The organism is Bradyrhizobium sp. I1.14.4, assembly GCF_050435825.1.
Classification (GTDB): Bacteria; Pseudomonadota; Alphaproteobacteria; order Rhizobiales; family Xanthobacteraceae; genus Bradyrhizobium.
In genome coordinates this window covers 19,360-34,571 of record NZ_JBNDLA010000038.1, presented here as the reverse complement: position 1 = coordinate 34,571, position 15,212 = coordinate 19,360, and the positions used below count along the sequence as shown (strand labels likewise).

Sequence of the window (15,212 nt, the reverse complement as noted above, 5' to 3'; positions counted from 1 at the left end):
TCCTGCGAGCGGCGGCCCACGGCCAGACGTCGTTCGACGGCCTCGTGACGTCAGCATCCGACCAGCTTCAATCGATCATCTCGATGCTGACCTAGCAGGCCGGGTCGCGCGCAAGCTAAGGCGCGCCAATGCCGGCCCTGGTGATCCTGGTGAGGATTTCGTATCCTGGCGGTGTCAGGTGCAGGAGATCGCCCTTGTAATTGGCGCACGGCGTTGTCCTTCCGCATGCGATGTCAGAGGCGTCGATTGTTCTGATTCCGAGTTCCTTGCTTCTCCTGCTGAGTTCGGAATTGACATATCCAATGTTCTCAGCCGCACCCTTCATTTGCTCGCCTCGCGGGAGAATGTGGATGCCATAGATTTTGCCGCCCGGCCAAAGCGACCTGATCTCTCCAAATAGCTTTTGATACGATTCCATGACTCCGCACGGCTTATCGAGATAGATGTTGTTGGTCCCGACCAGCACGATAATGGTCTTCGGCTTGATTTTGCGCAGCCGCTCGCGCTCGTGTTCGATGAACCAGAGTGTGTTCTGAATCCTGTCGCGCCCGACGCCGAGATTGGCCACGGGTCCAGCGCCGAGCGTGGCCGATAGTTCCTTCGGCCAAGCCTCAACGAGCGAGTCGCCAAGCATGACTGTTGAGACGTCGCTGGATAGACCGGACACATTTCTTTCATACTTGCGCAGGGCATCCGCATTGTCCGGTACGGACGGCGATACGGCGAATTGCGTGTCGGTCTTGTCGCATGCGGATCTCGGACCCTGCTGCGCGCGGCCGTCGGACGGTAGACAGAGCGCCGTGACAATTGATAACGTCGCCGCGGCATAGACAATCGATGTCGTTGACGCGGTGTGGCGGAGTTCTCCATCGGGTGTTTTCGATGTCATTGAGCGGTTCCATCTGAGGGCGGTCAATCCGATGTCGCTGAGCATTTCGATCCTGGGACAGTCAAACAGCATCCTGAAGGCGGGGTTCTTTCAGAAGTTTCTGGATGCCGACGACACGATTACCGTGAAATCAGCGGCAGGATCGGGCGTCGCCGTCCTTGCTCGGCCCTTACTTCGCCCAGGGCGACTTCTTCGAAGGTTCGGAGTTTTGCATCGTCGATACATGCGTCATCGATTTTTCGCTCCTGTCGGCCAATGCGATCGATTACTACGATGTTGTGAGGTGGGTCGAATGGATTGGGCATTCTGCCAAACGCGCAAATTGCGAGCCGGTTTTTGTTTGCATACCGGTGAGCGACATCAACGCATCAAGGACGATCATCTCTGCCTGCATTTCGGTGTGCCAGAAGCAGGACTGGTACTACGTTGATGTAAGGGACACCATTGCCGCCGTCGTCAAGTCCAACAACGTGGACGCGAAGGAACTATATGCAGACGGCAGTCATCCGGCTGAATTCCTGTCGGGGGTGATAGCGACGCACCTTGGCAATTTCTTGACTAAGATAAGAACGACGGAGACTACAAAGTGCAAACGCACGTTTGCATTCACGGCTTACGAACGCGTCCCACTCAGAGATCAAGTGCAGAGCGCGCCGGTTGAATATGCCTCGCGGCTGATAACGTTCTCCGGTGTCAGGCTTGGGCGCGGAGAAACCTATCCGATCTACATCGGGTCGGATTCATCAATCCGTGGCGTGATGGTCAATTCAGCAGCCTGCAAAAGCGTGCTGTCGATTGAGGGAGACAGAACCTTCTACAAGAACCTGCGCCTCAAGCCCTATCATCCGACGAATTTTGAGGCGAGGCTCATTCCAATTAGCAAGCCAATTCGGGACCATCAGGGCTTTGTCAAGCTGTCTCTGACAAACCAGGATGTTCGCATGAGCGATGTTACCCTTCATAGCTCGAAGGACGAGAATGACGAAGGCTTCATCGAGGCCGCCGATCTTGTGGTCGAGCGCGGGTACGACCTGATAACGTATACGACCACGCGGCCGGCCGACCCGGCTTCGACTAGATGGATGCCTGATTGATGGGGCGAGTGACCGGGTGGCTCGTACGCGACGTCGACCTTCGCCCAGGAATTGCGATCAAGCGGAAATCGAGACAGTCGTTGCCCCGAAGCTTCCGCCCGTGGGATTACCCCGTATGCTCTAATTGCCCTCCTTAAGGGAGGGTTGGATTGAGGTGGCGGCGTGCGCTTTTGTCTTGGCAGCAACGGAAGCTTGATGATGTCCTCACTTGCAAGGCGCGCTGACCAGGACACTAACCTTTGTTTGTGCTCGGGGATTTTCGGCTTGCCAAACCACGCCTGAGTGCAACCAGCAAGGTGACAAAGGCTACCAAACGCAGGTCTGAAACCTCATGGAATATCAGTGCGGCGAAGTCGACACACATCGCAGCGTTCAACACCGCCGCAGGAATGATCTCGCGACGTGATCGCCAACAGGAAGGCCGCATGCTTCAGAGATTGGTAACGATCGCAGCGTGGACCTTTGTGTGCTTTCTTGCTTATGCGACTCTGTGCCCAATTGGAGACAGGCCAACTCTGGCGACCTTGTCGAGCCGCGAACATCTTGCAGCCTTTGCCGTCTTCGGTGGGGTGTTCTGCTTGGCGTATCCACGACGAACGTTTGCTGTTCTCATGTTCGTGCTAGGCACCGCCGCGCTGCTTGAGGTTCTGCAGCTAATTACTCCGGACCGCCACGCCCGAACCCTAGATGCACTGCAAAAGATCGCCGGCGGGGCCGCTGGCGTCTTCGCTGGTCGCGCTATCCTGTATTTCGAACGGGCGCGCTCTTGGTTTCAAGTCTGACCGGCCCATCGCCTGCATGCGGCGACCAAGAAGGCCAAAGGGGCCGCTGGCCCGGCGCTTATCCGTTATCTCCACGGCTTGCCGATGACCAGGCTTCGCTTCTTCACGGTCTATGAATCCTGGTACGTGCCGGACATGGTGCCAAGGGTCCACGTCCCGAGTTAAGCCGGTCCCGCGCATCTTCTCAAATACGACGGAATCACAGTCTCCGAAGCCACTCACTCCTTCTTCGGTCAGGCTCTCAGGCTGATCTTCTCTTCGTAGTCTTGCTGTTCTCTCTTTCCGACAAACTCGTTGTATTTCGGATGGTCGAAGTCGTGACAAACGTAGACTAGATCTCCCCATCCGCGATAGCGAGCGGAGGACGCGTAGCGGTTTTTCGCGATCTTTTTTTGATCATGTTCCCGGTTGAATTCCTCAATCGCGAGCATTTCCCCGGTGAACTCACACGGTAGCCAAACGCTATCGGTGCCAGTGATGTCATCGAAATACATAAAAACGCGCGGCAGAAAATTGGCGCTTCGCTCGTCGAAAATGTGCAGCGCATCTCTCGTTGATGAGTAGAAGTCGAGATCGACAAAAACGCAGCCAACAGGAGCCGGCGAATATTCTCTAAAGAATGACTTGCTCGTCTTGTTGATGTCTCCGATCACAAGTTTGGCTAATTCCAGGCGGTCGCTCAATTTCGGTTGTTCCATAACGTACTGCCCGCCACGAAAATAATGAGGGAAGTCACGATAGTCTTTTGGGGCGGGCAATCCCGATCCCATATCAAATCCGTAGAGTTCTATCTCTACCGGGAATATCTTCCTTATCTCCCTGATGTGCATTTCTGCGTTGATTAAACCATTTCCGCCGCCGCACCCCAGTTCCAGAACGCTGAATTTTTTGTACCCAAGCGACGAGGCGAGGCGTGCCGCCTCAAAAATGCAAAACCCGTAGTGGGGACGCTCGACAGCCTCGGCCTCCAGCCTCGATTGATATGAGAACAGCGGAAATCGCTTCAGGAATTCCTGCGTTAGCCGAACCCGGAGGGGGACCTTGGCTGTTAGCGCCCGCAGCAGAACGTTCATGACAATCTCCATTAATAAAATTCGATCGGGTAAGGTACGGCCTGCGCCTCTCCTTGGCAAAAAAAGGTCCGACCGGAGGAGTCGAGGCCGTCGGTCGCGAGCACGCGGCTCTAATGGGACCCAGCGTAAAATGATTCTAGGGTCGGCAAACCGCGTGTGTCTTGGCTTAAATTTTGTCCAGTTGTTTCCAGTCGGACGTCGTCGCCAGCTTGCCAGTCGGTAGCCACATCACAGCGGAACGATCGAAGACCCGAACGGGTCGGCCCGCTCTAGGCGTGTGGCAGGCCTCCACACCGTAAAGATCCTCGAACGCATTTCCAAGAAGCGCAATCATAACTCGGAACTGCGCAAAGTTCCCAGATAAAAATGCAACATCAAAGCCAAAGACGTTCAACGACATGCCGCCCTAACTTGACTAGGGCGAGGATCGAGGCCGGCCATTTATTCCTATAAATGTAATTTGCGTGGTCCCTCGTCATTTCGCGGGTAGCGCGACCAGATCCCTCTCTGATCAAGCGGATGCCCAGATCAACGTTGTCGGCTCTCTTCGCGAACTGGTTTCGTCGCTGAAAAAACCAACTCAGAGGCGACCAAGCCAATACTTTCGCAACGGGCGGGGGGCCGGAGATAGAGAACTGGGCGACTGTGGTAAAGCCAGTGGGGTACTCCAGCTACCGCCGACAACGCCGCCCGCGGGCGAACCGAGATCAGCGCGTTCTAGCGAGTTCGAAAGCTTTCAGCCGGCGCCTCGTGGATTCCACGGCTCCAGCGGTGCAGGCAATGCACTGGATCCATTTGCCCAAGCCGCGCCCACGTTGATTGCGGCAAAACAGCTTGCGGCAACGTAGCGCACGTCAGTACACTGCTCGCCGAATGTATGATGCGGCGGCTCCCGCAGACCATGTTATTTGCTTCGTCGGGACACTTTTCACTTTTTGCGAACATTTCACGCAAGTTAGCTCAAGGTGCACCCATGCCATTTGCTCTTATTGAAACCAGTCATTGCAATGTGGACCTCAAGCCATCGCCGATCGAGCCATCCTGGATCATTGAAGGCAACCCGGAAGCGAAGAACTGCGCGCTGTCGATCAGTGCGGACGGTGCGGCTTGTACCCTGATCTGGTCCTGCACCGATGGGAAGTTCAATTGGTACTACGATTCCGACGAAACCATCGTGATCCTTGAAGGATCGATCGTGCTCGAGAGCGACGACATGCCGCCGAAGCGGTATGGAGTCGGTGACGTGATCTTTTTCCGCGATGGTGCGCACGCCAAATGGCACGTCGAAGGCTATGTAAAGAAGGTGGCCTTCTTCCGTAAAACCAATCCGTTGGGGCTGGGTTTGGCCGTCCGCGCGGTCAATAAATTTAAGCGCAGTTTCTTCGCTCCGGGCGGGCGTCGCTCCGGCCGCCTCTTCGGCGCCGGCTAACGACTTCATGGTCCTTGGCGGAGGCAGGGCTATCGCACATGGAAGTTCCCGGGTCTCTTCCGCGACTTGGTTTGGCCGTGTGTTTGCTCGGCGCACGTGCGCATTGGAATCCTGTCAAGGACAACAAAACGGAATCGAAGCGCGAAGGGGAAGGCCTGATCGAGGGTAGTGTCACCCCAAATGCGGATCGTCCCTGGCTTTTTTCCATATGCGATAGCCCACCGGCGGAAGGGGGCCGGGACGAACCCATCTTCTTCGAATAGGACGGCAAGCTTCGCTGCTGGATATACGCGGCACCCCCAACCACCTACTGCGGTTCCAGCCGCCCCCCGTGGCGGCACGATTGATGCACAATCGAAGGAATTAGGCGGTGTTACCGGCGTCCACCGTTAGGACGCTGCCGGTGATGTTCCGGCCTCCTTCGCCGAGGAGATATTCGACCATGGACGCGACGTCGTCGGCCTCGGGCAGGCGGCGCAGCGCGCTGCGGCCCGCGATGCGTCGGCGGCCGTCGTCGTCCAGCGACCTCGTCAGTTCGGTGTCGACGAAGCCTGGTGCGACCGCGTTCACGGTGATGCCGAGCTTGCCTACCTCGCGCGCCAGCGAGCGGGTGAAGCCGCCGGCGGCAGCTTTGGAGGCGGCATAGACTGACAGGCCGTTGTAGCCGGTCGAGGCGATGATGGAGGACATGTTGACGATGCGCCCGGCGCCGTCGGCCATCATGTGACGCACCACATATTTGGTCAGAACGATGGGCGACTGCACATTCAGCCGGATCAACGCCTCGATCTCGGAATTGCGCATGTTGGCCAACAGCCCTTCGGTGCCGATCCCGGCGTTGTTGACGAGGCCGTAGATCGCGCCGAAGGCGTCGCGTAGCTCCTTCACGAAAGCGGGAATATGGTTGATCTCGCCAAGATCGAACGCCCTGAAATGCAGGCGGTCTGCACCCGCCTCACGGATCGCCCGCCCCAGTTCCTCGCTCTCGCGGCGGGCGACTGCAATCACGCTGTAGTCGCCGGATGCCGCAAGCCGGCGCGCGATCGCAAGTCCGATGCCGCGACTGCCGCCGGTGACGAGGACGTTACGCATCGGCGCGCGCCAACTTGCCCGCTGCCGTGACGTCAAGTCGCTCGACGAAGCGGATCACGGCAGGGACCTTGTAGGCCGCCAGCACGTCCTTGCAGTGGGTGAGGATCTCGGTGCGGATCGTCTCCTGGTGGCGCGCGTCGGTGCCGTCGGCGAGGACGACGTCGGCGACCACGATGGCGCCGGTGATCGGGCTCTTGCGCGATCGCGCGCGCGACATACGCACACTGTCGTGTCGATTGATCACGGCCTCGATCTCCTCGGGATGGACCTTCAGCCCACCGATGTTGATGATGCCGCCGCGCCGGCCGACGAAGTAGTAGCGCTCGCCGCGCAATTCGACCATATCGCCGGTGTCGACGAAGCCCTCGGCATCGGCGAGCGGCGGCGCCCCGATGCCGACATAGGCGTGCGCGGTGCGGTGGGAGCGGATCCGAAGCGAGCCATCGACAACCTTCATCTCGACCCCGTCGCGGTTCCGCCCGATCAGCGTGGCAGGAAAACCCTCGTGCCCGTCGTCGACCGCGAAGCCGACGCCGGCCTCCGTCGACGCATAGGCATGACCGACCGATGCATCGGGAAACGCCCGGGCGAGGCTGTCTAGCACCGCCTGGTCGGCGATCTCGCCGGACAGGCGGACATAGCGCGGCGAGAAATCGGCGGCTGCACCGCTCATCAAGAGCTTGCGCCAGTGCGATGGCGTGCCGGAAATGTGGGTGACACTGCCCGCGCGCAGCCGAGTCACGTGATCGCCGATGGCTTCCCCGGGCACGGACAGCACTATCGATCCGCCACCGATCACGGCGCGCAGGAATATCTGCAGGCCGCCATAGCGACGGATGTCGTAGAACGTCGCCCAGGTCGCGTTTCGGTAGCGTACAGGCCCGTCCGCGACAATCGCACCGGCGAGTCCGTCGAGCGTATGGCTGACGATCTTCGGCAGTCCTGAAGTGCCCGAGGTCAGCATCAGCCATTCGGTCGCGCATTCGGTCTTCGATTCCGCGCCCGCCGGTTCTGGCAGCCCGACGGCCATCATCAGACACCCGATGGCACCACATCCGCGCAGCGGCTGGTCGGTGACGATGGCGTCAATCTCGGCCTGCGCGAGCAGTGCCTTGATGTGACCCGGATCGAGGTCGGGCGGACACAGCAGCATGCGGCGGGCGACGCCATCGAGCTCGATCATCGCAAGTGCTGACAAAAGCTGTCCCGACGTTGCAAGCAGCACCGAGCGGCCGGACAGCTCGCTGGATCTGCCGGCCAGACAGCTCTGCGCGCGAATGCCGGTCAGCGATACGACGTGCTTCGCATCAGAAATCGTCCGGCCCGTTAGCTCCGGGCCGAGATATTCGCGTAACGACAAGATATCAGGCGGGGACATTCTCGTAGGCTCGGATGAACTCGCCGACGGTCGACGGGAAGGCGGCGTCGTCCGCGATGGTGAAGGGATCGACGCCGAGATCATCCTCAAGCCGCGCGACCAGAATCGCGAAGGCGAGCGAATCGAATCCGGTGTCGTGCAGGGTCAGATCGTCGTTGAGGGGCGGAAGCTTGACCTTCTGTTCGTCAGCGATCTGCTGCATCGCCGCGAATATTCTCGACTTTACCGACATGGACGTTTCACCTCTTCAAAAATGGCCTTCTGGGCCGGTCCTAAGCGCGATGAGATTTTGATTAGTTCTCATCGCGCTTTAGCTCCTTGTTTTGAGCACGATCTTTTCGGAAAACGCTACACGGTTCTCCTGATCGACCGTGCTCTAAAGTCTAATCCCACCGTCCACGATGCGTGCGTAGACGGCCGGGTCGATCGAGCGATAGTCGCCACTCGCCGCGTCGCGCAGGAACAGGCGGTCGCTCACCATGGAGGGATCGAATCCCTCCCGGATTAATCGCTGCTTCTGCTGCTTGAAGGTCTCGGTCGCATCGAGCTCCCGGCAGAATCTGACGAAGACCGGAAGGGCGTAGGCCGGGAGCCGATGCGACAAATGCTCCGCGAAGACGTCGAGATCGAAATCCTGATCTGTCACCAGGGCCGCCATCCCGGCGCGCCCGTCCGCGCCGGGGACGACAGTCCCGTAGGTCGTGGCGTCAAGTACACCCGGGCAGTCTCTGATCGCGTCGTTCACCTCGCTCGTCGCGACATTCTCGCCCTTCCAGCGGAAAGTGTCGCCCACCCGGTCGACGAAGTAGAAGTAGCCATGCTCATCGCGAAGCATCAGATCGCCGGTCCGGAACCAGGCGTCGCCTTTCGCAAAGACGTCGCGCAGAATCTTCCTCTCGGTCTCGGCCCCGTCGGTGTAGCCTTCGAAAGGTCCGCCGCCTCGATCTGCGGTGCCGATGCGCCCGATCGCCTCTCCGGGCTCGCGTTGGGCGCAGGCGATGCAGAACCCGTCGTCGCTACGGGCCGGGCCGCCCAACTCCCCATCCAACTTCACGATCGCGGCGGGAAAGCGATGTGCCAGGAGCGGCGGAATGCGGCCGATCGCGCCGGGTTTTCCCTCGACGTTGAACAGCGAGAAGTTGCCCTCCGTGGCGGCATAGAATTCGAGGACCTGCGGTATCGCGAACCGCTTCGCGAACGCTTCCCAGATGTCGCCGCGCAATCCGTTGCCCACGGCAAGCCGAAGCCGGTGTGCGACCTCCAGCCCGGAGGCCGGCGCGTTCAGAAGGTAGCGGCACAGTTCACCGATATATTGGACGACCGTGCAGTCGAAATTCGTGACGTTGTCCCAGAAATCCTGAGCGGAAAACTTCTCCGCAATCACGACCGAACCGCCGGCGCGAAGCATGCTGCAAGTGGCGACGACCCCGCCCACCGAATGATATAGCGGCAGGCAATTGTAGAGGCGGTCGTCGATGGACGCGTCCGTCAGCCCGGCGAACCATCCGCCCCAGCTGAGGATTCGGCGATGGCTGACGTTTGCAGCCTTCGGTAGCCCAGTGGTGCCTGAGGTGTAGATCAGCAGGGCGCGTCCATCGATCGTGACATTGCCGCGCTCGGCGGCGGACAGCGGGTGCGGATCTCCGGCTGCGAGTGCGGCGTCCAGATCGCCGCCGATGACGCCGGGACCGAGGCGCCAGATTTGCGGCGCGCGACTGAGGTGTGGCCGTGCGGTTTCGAACGCATCGACGCACTCGGCGGCAAGGACGATCTGGTCGGCGCGCGCAATGTCGATGCAATGGGCGAGGGACTGGCCGACCAGCCTTGTGTTGATCAGTGCCACGGTGCCGCCAATGCTGGTGATTCCGAGCCAACAGGCAATATAGTCCGGCCGGTTTGGCATCATCAGGCAGACGATACGGCCGGTGCGGATGTCGAGCTCGCGCGCCCAGCGCGCATATTGGTTGGTGCGGGCGCTGAGCTCGCCATAAGTGTAGGATTGGTGGTCCGAGAGCAATGCGGGACGACCGGGTTGGCGCCGAGCCCATTCGTCAACAACGTGCACGAAGAGCCGCTTCGGCTCGACTTCGATCCGCGACGTCAGCTCGATGGCCTTTAGCCAGGCTTTGGCGGCGGAGGGGCCCCGTCGCATTTCGCGGCTAGCGCTGGGCTCAATCACACCTGCTTTCATGATCTGACCATGTGGACGCTCGTTCGCCGAGCAAGCATCTCTGTCCAAATTTCTTATGCCGCCGCGGGGCCGAGTTGATTGAGAACCAATACCTCCAGTGTCTTCACCGATTGGAAGTTCTCGGGTGTGATTTCGGGCTGCGGAAGTGTGAGATCGAATTCGGCTTCGACCTTGAGCATCAGTGCGACCATATCCATCGAGTCCAATCCGATATCGACCAGGCGCGATTCCGAGTGGACATCGGCGGTGATCGCGTTCTCCTTGAGGACGGCTTTGACGACCGAAAGCACACGGTCTTGAATACTGGCGGTCAATTGTTGCATTTCACCTCCGCTCATCAGTCGACATTTGCAGATCACGACAGATGTGACGCTACCTGAGCGTAGCGCGGGTCAGTAGAGGCCAACAGTTCCACTTCCGAGGTACCCCGCCCGGAAATTCGTTCTCGGCGACTTCCACCTTTGCCCCCGCCCGTCCACCTTTGCCCTGCCGACGCCGCAAGGACGGTCGGTTAGGTTGCCGCTATCGAAATCGCGCTGACGTCGTCTCGACGTGGTGGGATCGGCGGACCATCAACCGGAGGTTGGGGCATGAACGTGCAGGAAGTCCAGATGCGCAACTTGGCCGTGGAAAACAGGCGAGCCGCATTCCCTCGCGACCTCGCATCGTTCAGTGAGCGGGCGGCCGCCGTCGCGGCGGCTGCGGCCGCTGAGGCCGAAATTGTCGACCGCGAGGCGCGCTTCCCACAAAAGGCGATCGACGCGGCCCGCAACGAGAGACTTCTGGGCACCCAGATCCCAGTCGAGTTCGGCGGCGATGGTGCGTCGATCTCCGAAGTGGCCGATATATGCTACGCGCTCGGCCGCGCGTGCAGCTCCGCGGGGATGATCTTCGCGATGCATCAAACCAAGATCGCCTGCCTGGTCCGCCACGGAGCGGGCAGCCGTTGGCACGAAACGCTGATGCGTCGCGTCGCGGACGAACAGCTGCTGCTAGCGTCATCGACGACAGAAGGCCAGAACGGCGGTAACATTCGTTTCAGCTCGGCCGCGGTGGAGCGCGAGGGCGCCGAGATCTCGCTGGTACGGGACGCGACGGTCATTTCCTATGGCGCCCAGGCCGACGGCATCGTCACCATCGCTCGCCGCTCCGACGATGCAGCCGGCTCCGATCAGGTGCTTCTGGCGATGACCCGGGACGACTACACGCTGGAGCCCACGCTCGCATGGGAGACGCTCGGCATGCGCGGGACCTGTAGCGCGGGTTTCAAGCTGGAGTTCAAGGGGACGGCTGAGCAGATATTTCCCGTGGCCTACGACAAGATCCATGCGCAGACGATGACGCCCACTGCGCATCTGTGCTGGTCCTCGGTCTGGGCAGGGATCGCGGCCGCAGCGGTCGACCGGGCGCAGCTCTTCATTCGCAAGGCTGCCCGCGGAGCCGGCGGCAACATGCCTCCCGGCGCTGCGCATTTTACCTCGGCCAAAATGACGCTGGCAAAGCTGCGCGCCATCATCGCCGTGAACGCCGATGCCTATGCAGCTCGCCAGTGTGACGAGCGCGCAGTGTCGTCGGTCGACTTCCAGTCGTCGATCAACCTCCTCAAGGTGGAAGCCTCCGAGCTCGCGGTTTCGACCGTCATGCATGCAATGCGTGCCTGCGGGCTCTCTGGGTATCGCAACGACACCGACGTCAGCATCGGTCGTCACCTCCGCGACGTGCTTTCGGCTCCGATCATGATCAACAACGACCGCATCCTTAGCAGCATGGGTGGCGCCACGCTCCTGAGCGCCGTGCCGGCATCGCTGCGCGATTGACTTTGGTTCTCGAACGAAAGGGGCTTGATGTGAACGTCGCGATGTTTGCTGCACCGGTGGAATCCGCACCGCTGTCACCTGATCCGCTCGATCATCTGGCCGATTCGCTGTTCCACCAGATGGGTTCTCCCGGAGTCTACGGCCGCACTGCGCTGTATGAAGACGTCGTGGAGCGGCTCGCTGCAGTGATCACGCGGCATCGCGAGCCAGACACCGAGGTCATGCGCTTCCCTCCGGTCATGAGCCGCGCGCAGCTCGAGCGGTCGGGCTATCTGAAAAGTTTTCCAAATCTGCTCGGCTGCGTCTGCGGCCTGCATGGCACGGAGAGAGAGATCGACGCGGCGGTCGGCCGGTTCGACGCTGGCGGCGACTGGACCTCGTCGCTGTCACCCGCTGACCTCGTTCTGTCGCCGGCCGCCTGCTATCCGGTATACCCGATCGCGGCGAGCCGTGGTCGCGTGCCGCCGGGCGGCTGGTGCTTCGATGTGGCGGCTGATTGCTTTCGTCGAGAGCCCTCGCGCCATCTCGACCGGCTGCAATCCTTCAGGATGCGGGAATATGTCTGCATCGGCAGCGCGGACCACGTCTCCGCGTTCCGCGAGCGCTGGATCGTGCGCGCCCAGGAGATCGCCCGCGATCTCGGGTTGGCCTTCAAGGTCGACTACGCCAGCGATCCGTTCTTCGGCCGGGTCGGCCAGATGATGGCGGTGAGCCAAAAGCAGCAGTCGTTGAAGTTCGAGTTGCTGGTACCGCTGCGATCCGAGGAGCGGCCGACCGCCTGCATGAGCTTCAATTATCATCGCGATCACTTCGGCACCACCTGGGGCATCGCCGATTCGAACGGCGAGCCGGCCCACACCGCCTGCGTGGCCTTCGGCATGGATCGACTCGCGGTCGCGATGTTCCATACCCACGGAAAAGACGTCGCCAGGTGGCCGACAGGGGTACGGGACCTGCTCGGCTTCCCGCGGAGCGAAATGTAGACGGCGTCAGCACCCGAGGAATCGTAATGCGCTTAGGAAGTCCAGAGGTCGCCCGAGACCGGAGAGCCGAAGGGCAAGCCTCCATGAAACGAGAAACGCTCGCCATCCACGGCGGTTACGACATCGAACCGACCACCAAGTCCGTTGCGGTGCCGATCTACCAGACCGCTTCGTACGCCTTCGACAGTGCCGACCATGGCGCCGCGCTCTTCAATCTTGAAGTCGATGGCTTCCGCTATACGAGGATCGGCAATCCGACCAACGCGGTACTCGAGCGGCGCGTCGCCGCAATGGAGGGAGGTATCGAGGCGCTCAGCGTGGCGTGCGGCCAGGCCGCGATGAACTATTCGGTAACCAACCTCGCAGAGATGGGCAGCAACATCGTCTCGGTGCCGCAGCTCTATGGCACCACCCATACGCTGTTCGCCCACATCCTGCCGAGGCAGGGCATCACGGTTCGTTTTTCTGAGGACGACCGGCCAGCGAGCCTGGAACGGCTGATCGACGACAATACCCGCGCAGTGTTCTGCGAGAGTGTCGGAAATCCGGCGGGCAATGTCTGCGACATCGAGGCGATCGCCGAGGCCGCCCACAGGCACGGCGTGCCGGTGATCGTCGACAACACGGTGGCAACGCCGATGCTGCTGCGGCCGATCGACTACGGGGCCGACATTGTAGTGGAGTCGCTGACCAAGTTCATGGGCGGGCACGGCACCACGCTCGGCGGCATTATCGTCGACAGCGGCAAATTCCCATGGGCGGACCATCGCCAGCGCTTTCCGATGATGAATGAGCCGGAGGAATCGTATCACGGGCTGGTTTTCGCCGAACGCTACGGTGCCGCTGCCTACATCGCGCGTTGCCGTGCCGTCTCGCAGCGAACCACCGGCGCCATTTTGGCGCCGCTGAATGCCTTCCTGCTGCTCCAGGGCATCGAGACGGTGGCGGTGCGGATTGAGCGGCACGTCGAGAATGGCGCGAAGGTCGCGCAGTTCCTGCGCGACGACCGTCGCGTCGGATGGGTGAACTACACGGGCTTCCCTGACAATCCCTATTACGCGCTGACGCAGAAGTATCTGGGTGGCCGCGCGTGTTCGCTGCTGACTTTTGGCGTGGCCGGAGGGTTCGAGGCCGGCAAGCGGTTCTACGATGCGCTCAAGCTGGTCAAGCGGCTGGTCAATATCGGCGACGCCAAATCGCTCGCCTGCCATCCGGCCTCGACCACGCACCGGCAGATGTCACCCGCAGAGCAGGAGAAGGCAGGAGTACGACCCGAGATGATCAGGTTGAGCGTCGGAATCGAGCACGTGGACGACATCATCGCGGATCTCGATCAGGCGCTCCGCGCCGCAGCGTGAATCCACGTCAGCAATGAAGGCATCACAATGCCCGTCCTTATCGATATAGACGCCTACGACCACCACCTGCCATCGAGAGCGCCTGGCGAGGTCGCCGGCGCAAAAGCGGCACCAGGCAACCGGGTCGAGTGCCTCGATATCGGTTTGATCAACAACATGCCCGACGCCGCCCTGATGTCCACCGAGCGCCAGCTGTTCGACCTGCTTGAGGCGGCGGCTGGCAGCCTCGTCGTCAGGATGCATTTTTACACGATGGAAGCGACACCGCGTTCCGACTGGGGCCGCGACTACGTGCGTCGCTACTATCGCGCCACCGACGATCTCTTGATGGGAAGGCTCGATGGGATAATCGTGACCGGCGCGGAACCGAAAGCGGCCCACCTGATTGATGAGCCGTACTGGAACAGCCTTGCTCAGATCATCGACTGGGCCACGGAAAACACGACCTCATCCGTATATTCCTGCTTGGCCGTCCATGGGGCCGTGCTGCACATGGATGGCGTGGAGCGTCGCAAGCTGCCTGCCAAGTGCATTGGTGTGTTCGCGCAAACGAAGGCGAGCGACCATCTCCTGATGCGCGAAATTCCGGCAACCTTCAGAACACCGCACGCCCGTTGGAATGAGGTGAGGGAGGAGGAACTCGCGGACTGCGGCTATTCCGTCCTCTCCAAGTCCGCAGCGACCGGCGTCGACTGCTTCGTCAAGCAGCAGAAGAAGAGCCTGTTCGTTCATTTCCAGGGCCACCCGGAATACGACACCCAGAGCCTGCTGGGCGAATTCAGAAGGGACATGGGTCGCTTCCTCCGCGGCGAGAACGACGTCTGTCCGTCTGTACCAAGGGGCTATTTCGGTGCAGCGGCGGAAGCGATGCTGACCGATTACCGGCGGAAGGCGGTTTCCGACCGGTGTGCGGAGTATTTCGCCGGTTTCCCGGCCGATCAGTTGGCGAAGGGGTTGAGAAACGCCTGGCATCCGGCGGCCAAGCGCGTCTATCGCAACTGGCTATTGTACATGGCGTCACAGCGAGCTGGACGCTCAAGGCCGCCGATCATCAACAGGAGCTCTCGAACAAGGCCGGGGCAGGCTGCAGCGTAACCAGAAAAGGCACGAGACGGTGCTCTTTCCA

15 protein-coding genes are annotated in these 15,212 nt (G+C 60.7%); 7 read left to right on the top strand and 8 right to left on the bottom strand.

What is annotated here, in order from left to right:
- Positions 1-115: 115 nt before the first annotated feature.
- On the bottom strand, positions 116-889 hold the full coding sequence (locus ABIB78_RS36450; protein WP_429033798.1) for an SGNH/GDSL hydrolase family protein: 774 nt from the start codon (positions 887-889) through the stop codon (positions 116-118).
- 158 nt (positions 890-1,047) lie between these two features.
- Between ABIB78_RS36450 and ABIB78_RS36445 the strand changes: the two genes are divergently transcribed.
- Positions 1,048-1,983: a hypothetical protein gene (locus ABIB78_RS36445; protein WP_429033797.1), complete on the top strand. Its 936-nt coding sequence runs from the start codon at positions 1,048-1,050 to the stop codon at positions 1,981-1,983.
- A gap of 245 nt (positions 1,984-2,228) precedes the next feature.
- Positions 2,229-2,765, top strand: coding sequence for a VanZ family protein (locus tag ABIB78_RS36440; RefSeq protein WP_429033802.1), 537 nt, complete (start codon positions 2,229-2,231; stop codon positions 2,763-2,765).
- Positions 2,766-2,998: 233 nt separating this feature from the next.
- On the opposite strand, the gene ABIB78_RS36435 is transcribed toward ABIB78_RS36440, so the two are convergent.
- On the bottom strand, positions 2,999-3,838 hold the full coding sequence (locus ABIB78_RS36435; RefSeq protein ID WP_429033795.1) for a hypothetical protein: 840 nt from the start codon (positions 3,836-3,838) through the stop codon (positions 2,999-3,001).
- Between the two features lie 166 nt (positions 3,839-4,004).
- Positions 4,005-4,238: a hypothetical protein gene (locus ABIB78_RS36430; protein WP_429033794.1), complete on the bottom strand. Its 234-nt coding sequence runs from the start codon at positions 4,236-4,238 to the stop codon at positions 4,005-4,007.
- A 573-nt stretch (positions 4,239-4,811) separates the two neighbouring features.
- On the opposite strand from ABIB78_RS36430, the gene ABIB78_RS36425 reads away from it, so the two are divergent.
- Positions 4,812-5,267 carry a cupin domain-containing protein gene (locus tag ABIB78_RS36425; RefSeq protein WP_429033792.1) on the top strand — a complete coding sequence of 152 codons (456 nt, stop codon included), beginning with the start codon at positions 4,812-4,814 and terminating at the stop codon, positions 5,265-5,267.
- Positions 5,268-5,630: 363 nt separating this feature from the next.
- On the opposite strand, the gene ABIB78_RS36420 is transcribed toward ABIB78_RS36425, so the two are convergent.
- From ABIB78_RS36420 to ABIB78_RS36400, 5 genes are all read right to left on the bottom strand, one after another.
- Positions 5,631-6,359 carry an SDR family NAD(P)-dependent oxidoreductase gene (locus ABIB78_RS36420; protein WP_429033790.1) on the bottom strand — a complete coding sequence of 243 codons (729 nt, stop codon included), beginning with the start codon at positions 6,357-6,359 and terminating at the stop codon, positions 5,631-5,633.
- Positions 6,352-7,737, bottom strand: coding sequence for a class I adenylate-forming enzyme family protein (locus ABIB78_RS36415; protein WP_429033788.1), 1,386 nt, complete (start codon positions 7,735-7,737; stop codon positions 6,352-6,354). The genes ABIB78_RS36420 and ABIB78_RS36415 overlap by 8 nt, the downstream gene beginning before the upstream one ends.
- On the bottom strand, positions 7,724-7,969 hold the full coding sequence (locus ABIB78_RS36410; protein WP_429033786.1) for an acyl carrier protein: 246 nt from the start codon (positions 7,967-7,969) through the stop codon (positions 7,724-7,726). Before ABIB78_RS36410 ends, ABIB78_RS36415 begins: the two co-directional genes overlap by 14 nt.
- Positions 7,970-8,113: 144 nt before the next feature.
- On the bottom strand, positions 8,114-9,928 hold the full coding sequence (locus ABIB78_RS36405) for a long-chain-acyl-CoA synthetase (protein WP_429033784.1): 1,815 nt from the start codon (positions 9,926-9,928) through the stop codon (positions 8,114-8,116).
- A 53-nt stretch (positions 9,929-9,981) separates the two neighbouring features.
- Entirely contained in the window at positions 9,982-10,251 is a 270-nt protein-coding gene (locus ABIB78_RS36400; RefSeq protein WP_429033783.1) for a phosphopantetheine-binding protein, read from the bottom strand.
- A gap of 267 nt (positions 10,252-10,518) precedes the next feature.
- Between ABIB78_RS36400 and ABIB78_RS36395 the strand changes: the two genes are divergently transcribed.
- From ABIB78_RS36395 to metA, 4 genes are all read left to right on the top strand, one after another.
- Positions 10,519-11,745, top strand: coding sequence for an acyl-CoA dehydrogenase family protein (locus ABIB78_RS36395; protein WP_429033781.1), 1,227 nt, complete (start codon positions 10,519-10,521; stop codon positions 11,743-11,745).
- A 41-nt stretch (positions 11,746-11,786) separates the two neighbouring features.
- Positions 11,787-12,728, top strand: a complete 942-nt coding sequence (locus ABIB78_RS36390; RefSeq protein ID WP_429033780.1) for an amino acid--[acyl-carrier-protein] ligase — start codon at positions 11,787-11,789, stop codon at positions 12,726-12,728.
- A gap of 83 nt (positions 12,729-12,811) precedes the next feature.
- A complete protein-coding gene (locus tag ABIB78_RS36385; RefSeq protein WP_429033800.1) occupies positions 12,812-14,086 on the top strand; it encodes an O-acetylhomoserine aminocarboxypropyltransferase/cysteine synthase family protein in 1,275 nt (424 codons plus the stop codon).
- A 27-nt stretch (positions 14,087-14,113) separates the two neighbouring features.
- Entirely contained in the window at positions 14,114-15,181 is a 1,068-nt protein-coding gene (gene metA, locus ABIB78_RS36380; RefSeq protein WP_429033778.1) for a homoserine O-succinyltransferase MetA, read from the top strand.
- Positions 15,182-15,212: the final 31 nt, after the last annotated feature.

What these genes read in the sequence shown, in the direction of transcription:
- ABIB78_RS36405 (WP_429033784.1), bottom strand. Translation starts at nt 9,928, where the DNA reads ATGAAAGCAGGTGTGATTGAGCCCAGCGCTAGCCGCGAAATGCGACGG.
- ABIB78_RS36430 (WP_429033794.1), bottom strand. Translation starts at nt 4,238, where the DNA reads ATGTCGTTGAACGTCTTTGGCTTTGATGTTGCATTTTTATCTGGGAAC.
- ABIB78_RS36400 (WP_429033783.1), bottom strand. Translation starts at nt 10,251, where the DNA reads ATGCAACAATTGACCGCCAGTATTCAAGACCGTGTGCTTTCGGTCGTC.
- ABIB78_RS36395 (WP_429033781.1), top strand. Translation starts at nt 10,519, where the DNA reads ATGAACGTGCAGGAAGTCCAGATGCGCAACTTGGCCGTGGAAAACAGG.
- ABIB78_RS36425 (WP_429033792.1), top strand. Translation starts at nt 4,812, where the DNA reads ATGCCATTTGCTCTTATTGAAACCAGTCATTGCAATGTGGACCTCAAG.
- ABIB78_RS36385 (WP_429033800.1), top strand. Translation starts at nt 12,812, where the DNA reads ATGAAACGAGAAACGCTCGCCATCCACGGCGGTTACGACATCGAACCG.
- ABIB78_RS36450 (WP_429033798.1), bottom strand. Translation starts at nt 889, where the DNA reads ATGACATCGAAAACACCCGATGGAGAACTCCGCCACACCGCGTCAACG.
- ABIB78_RS36420 (WP_429033790.1), bottom strand. Translation starts at nt 6,359, where the DNA reads ATGCGTAACGTCCTCGTCACCGGCGGCAGTCGCGGCATCGGACTTGCG.
- ABIB78_RS36415 (WP_429033788.1), bottom strand. Translation starts at nt 7,737, where the DNA reads ATGTCCCCGCCTGATATCTTGTCGTTACGCGAATATCTCGGCCCGGAG.
- metA (WP_429033778.1), top strand. Translation starts at nt 14,114, where the DNA reads ATGCCCGTCCTTATCGATATAGACGCCTACGACCACCACCTGCCATCG.
- ABIB78_RS36390 (WP_429033780.1), top strand. Translation starts at nt 11,787, where the DNA reads ATGTTTGCTGCACCGGTGGAATCCGCACCGCTGTCACCTGATCCGCTC.
- ABIB78_RS36410 (WP_429033786.1), bottom strand. Translation starts at nt 7,969, where the DNA reads ATGTCGGTAAAGTCGAGAATATTCGCGGCGATGCAGCAGATCGCTGAC.
- ABIB78_RS36435 (WP_429033795.1), bottom strand. Translation starts at nt 3,838, where the DNA reads ATGAACGTTCTGCTGCGGGCGCTAACAGCCAAGGTCCCCCTCCGGGTT.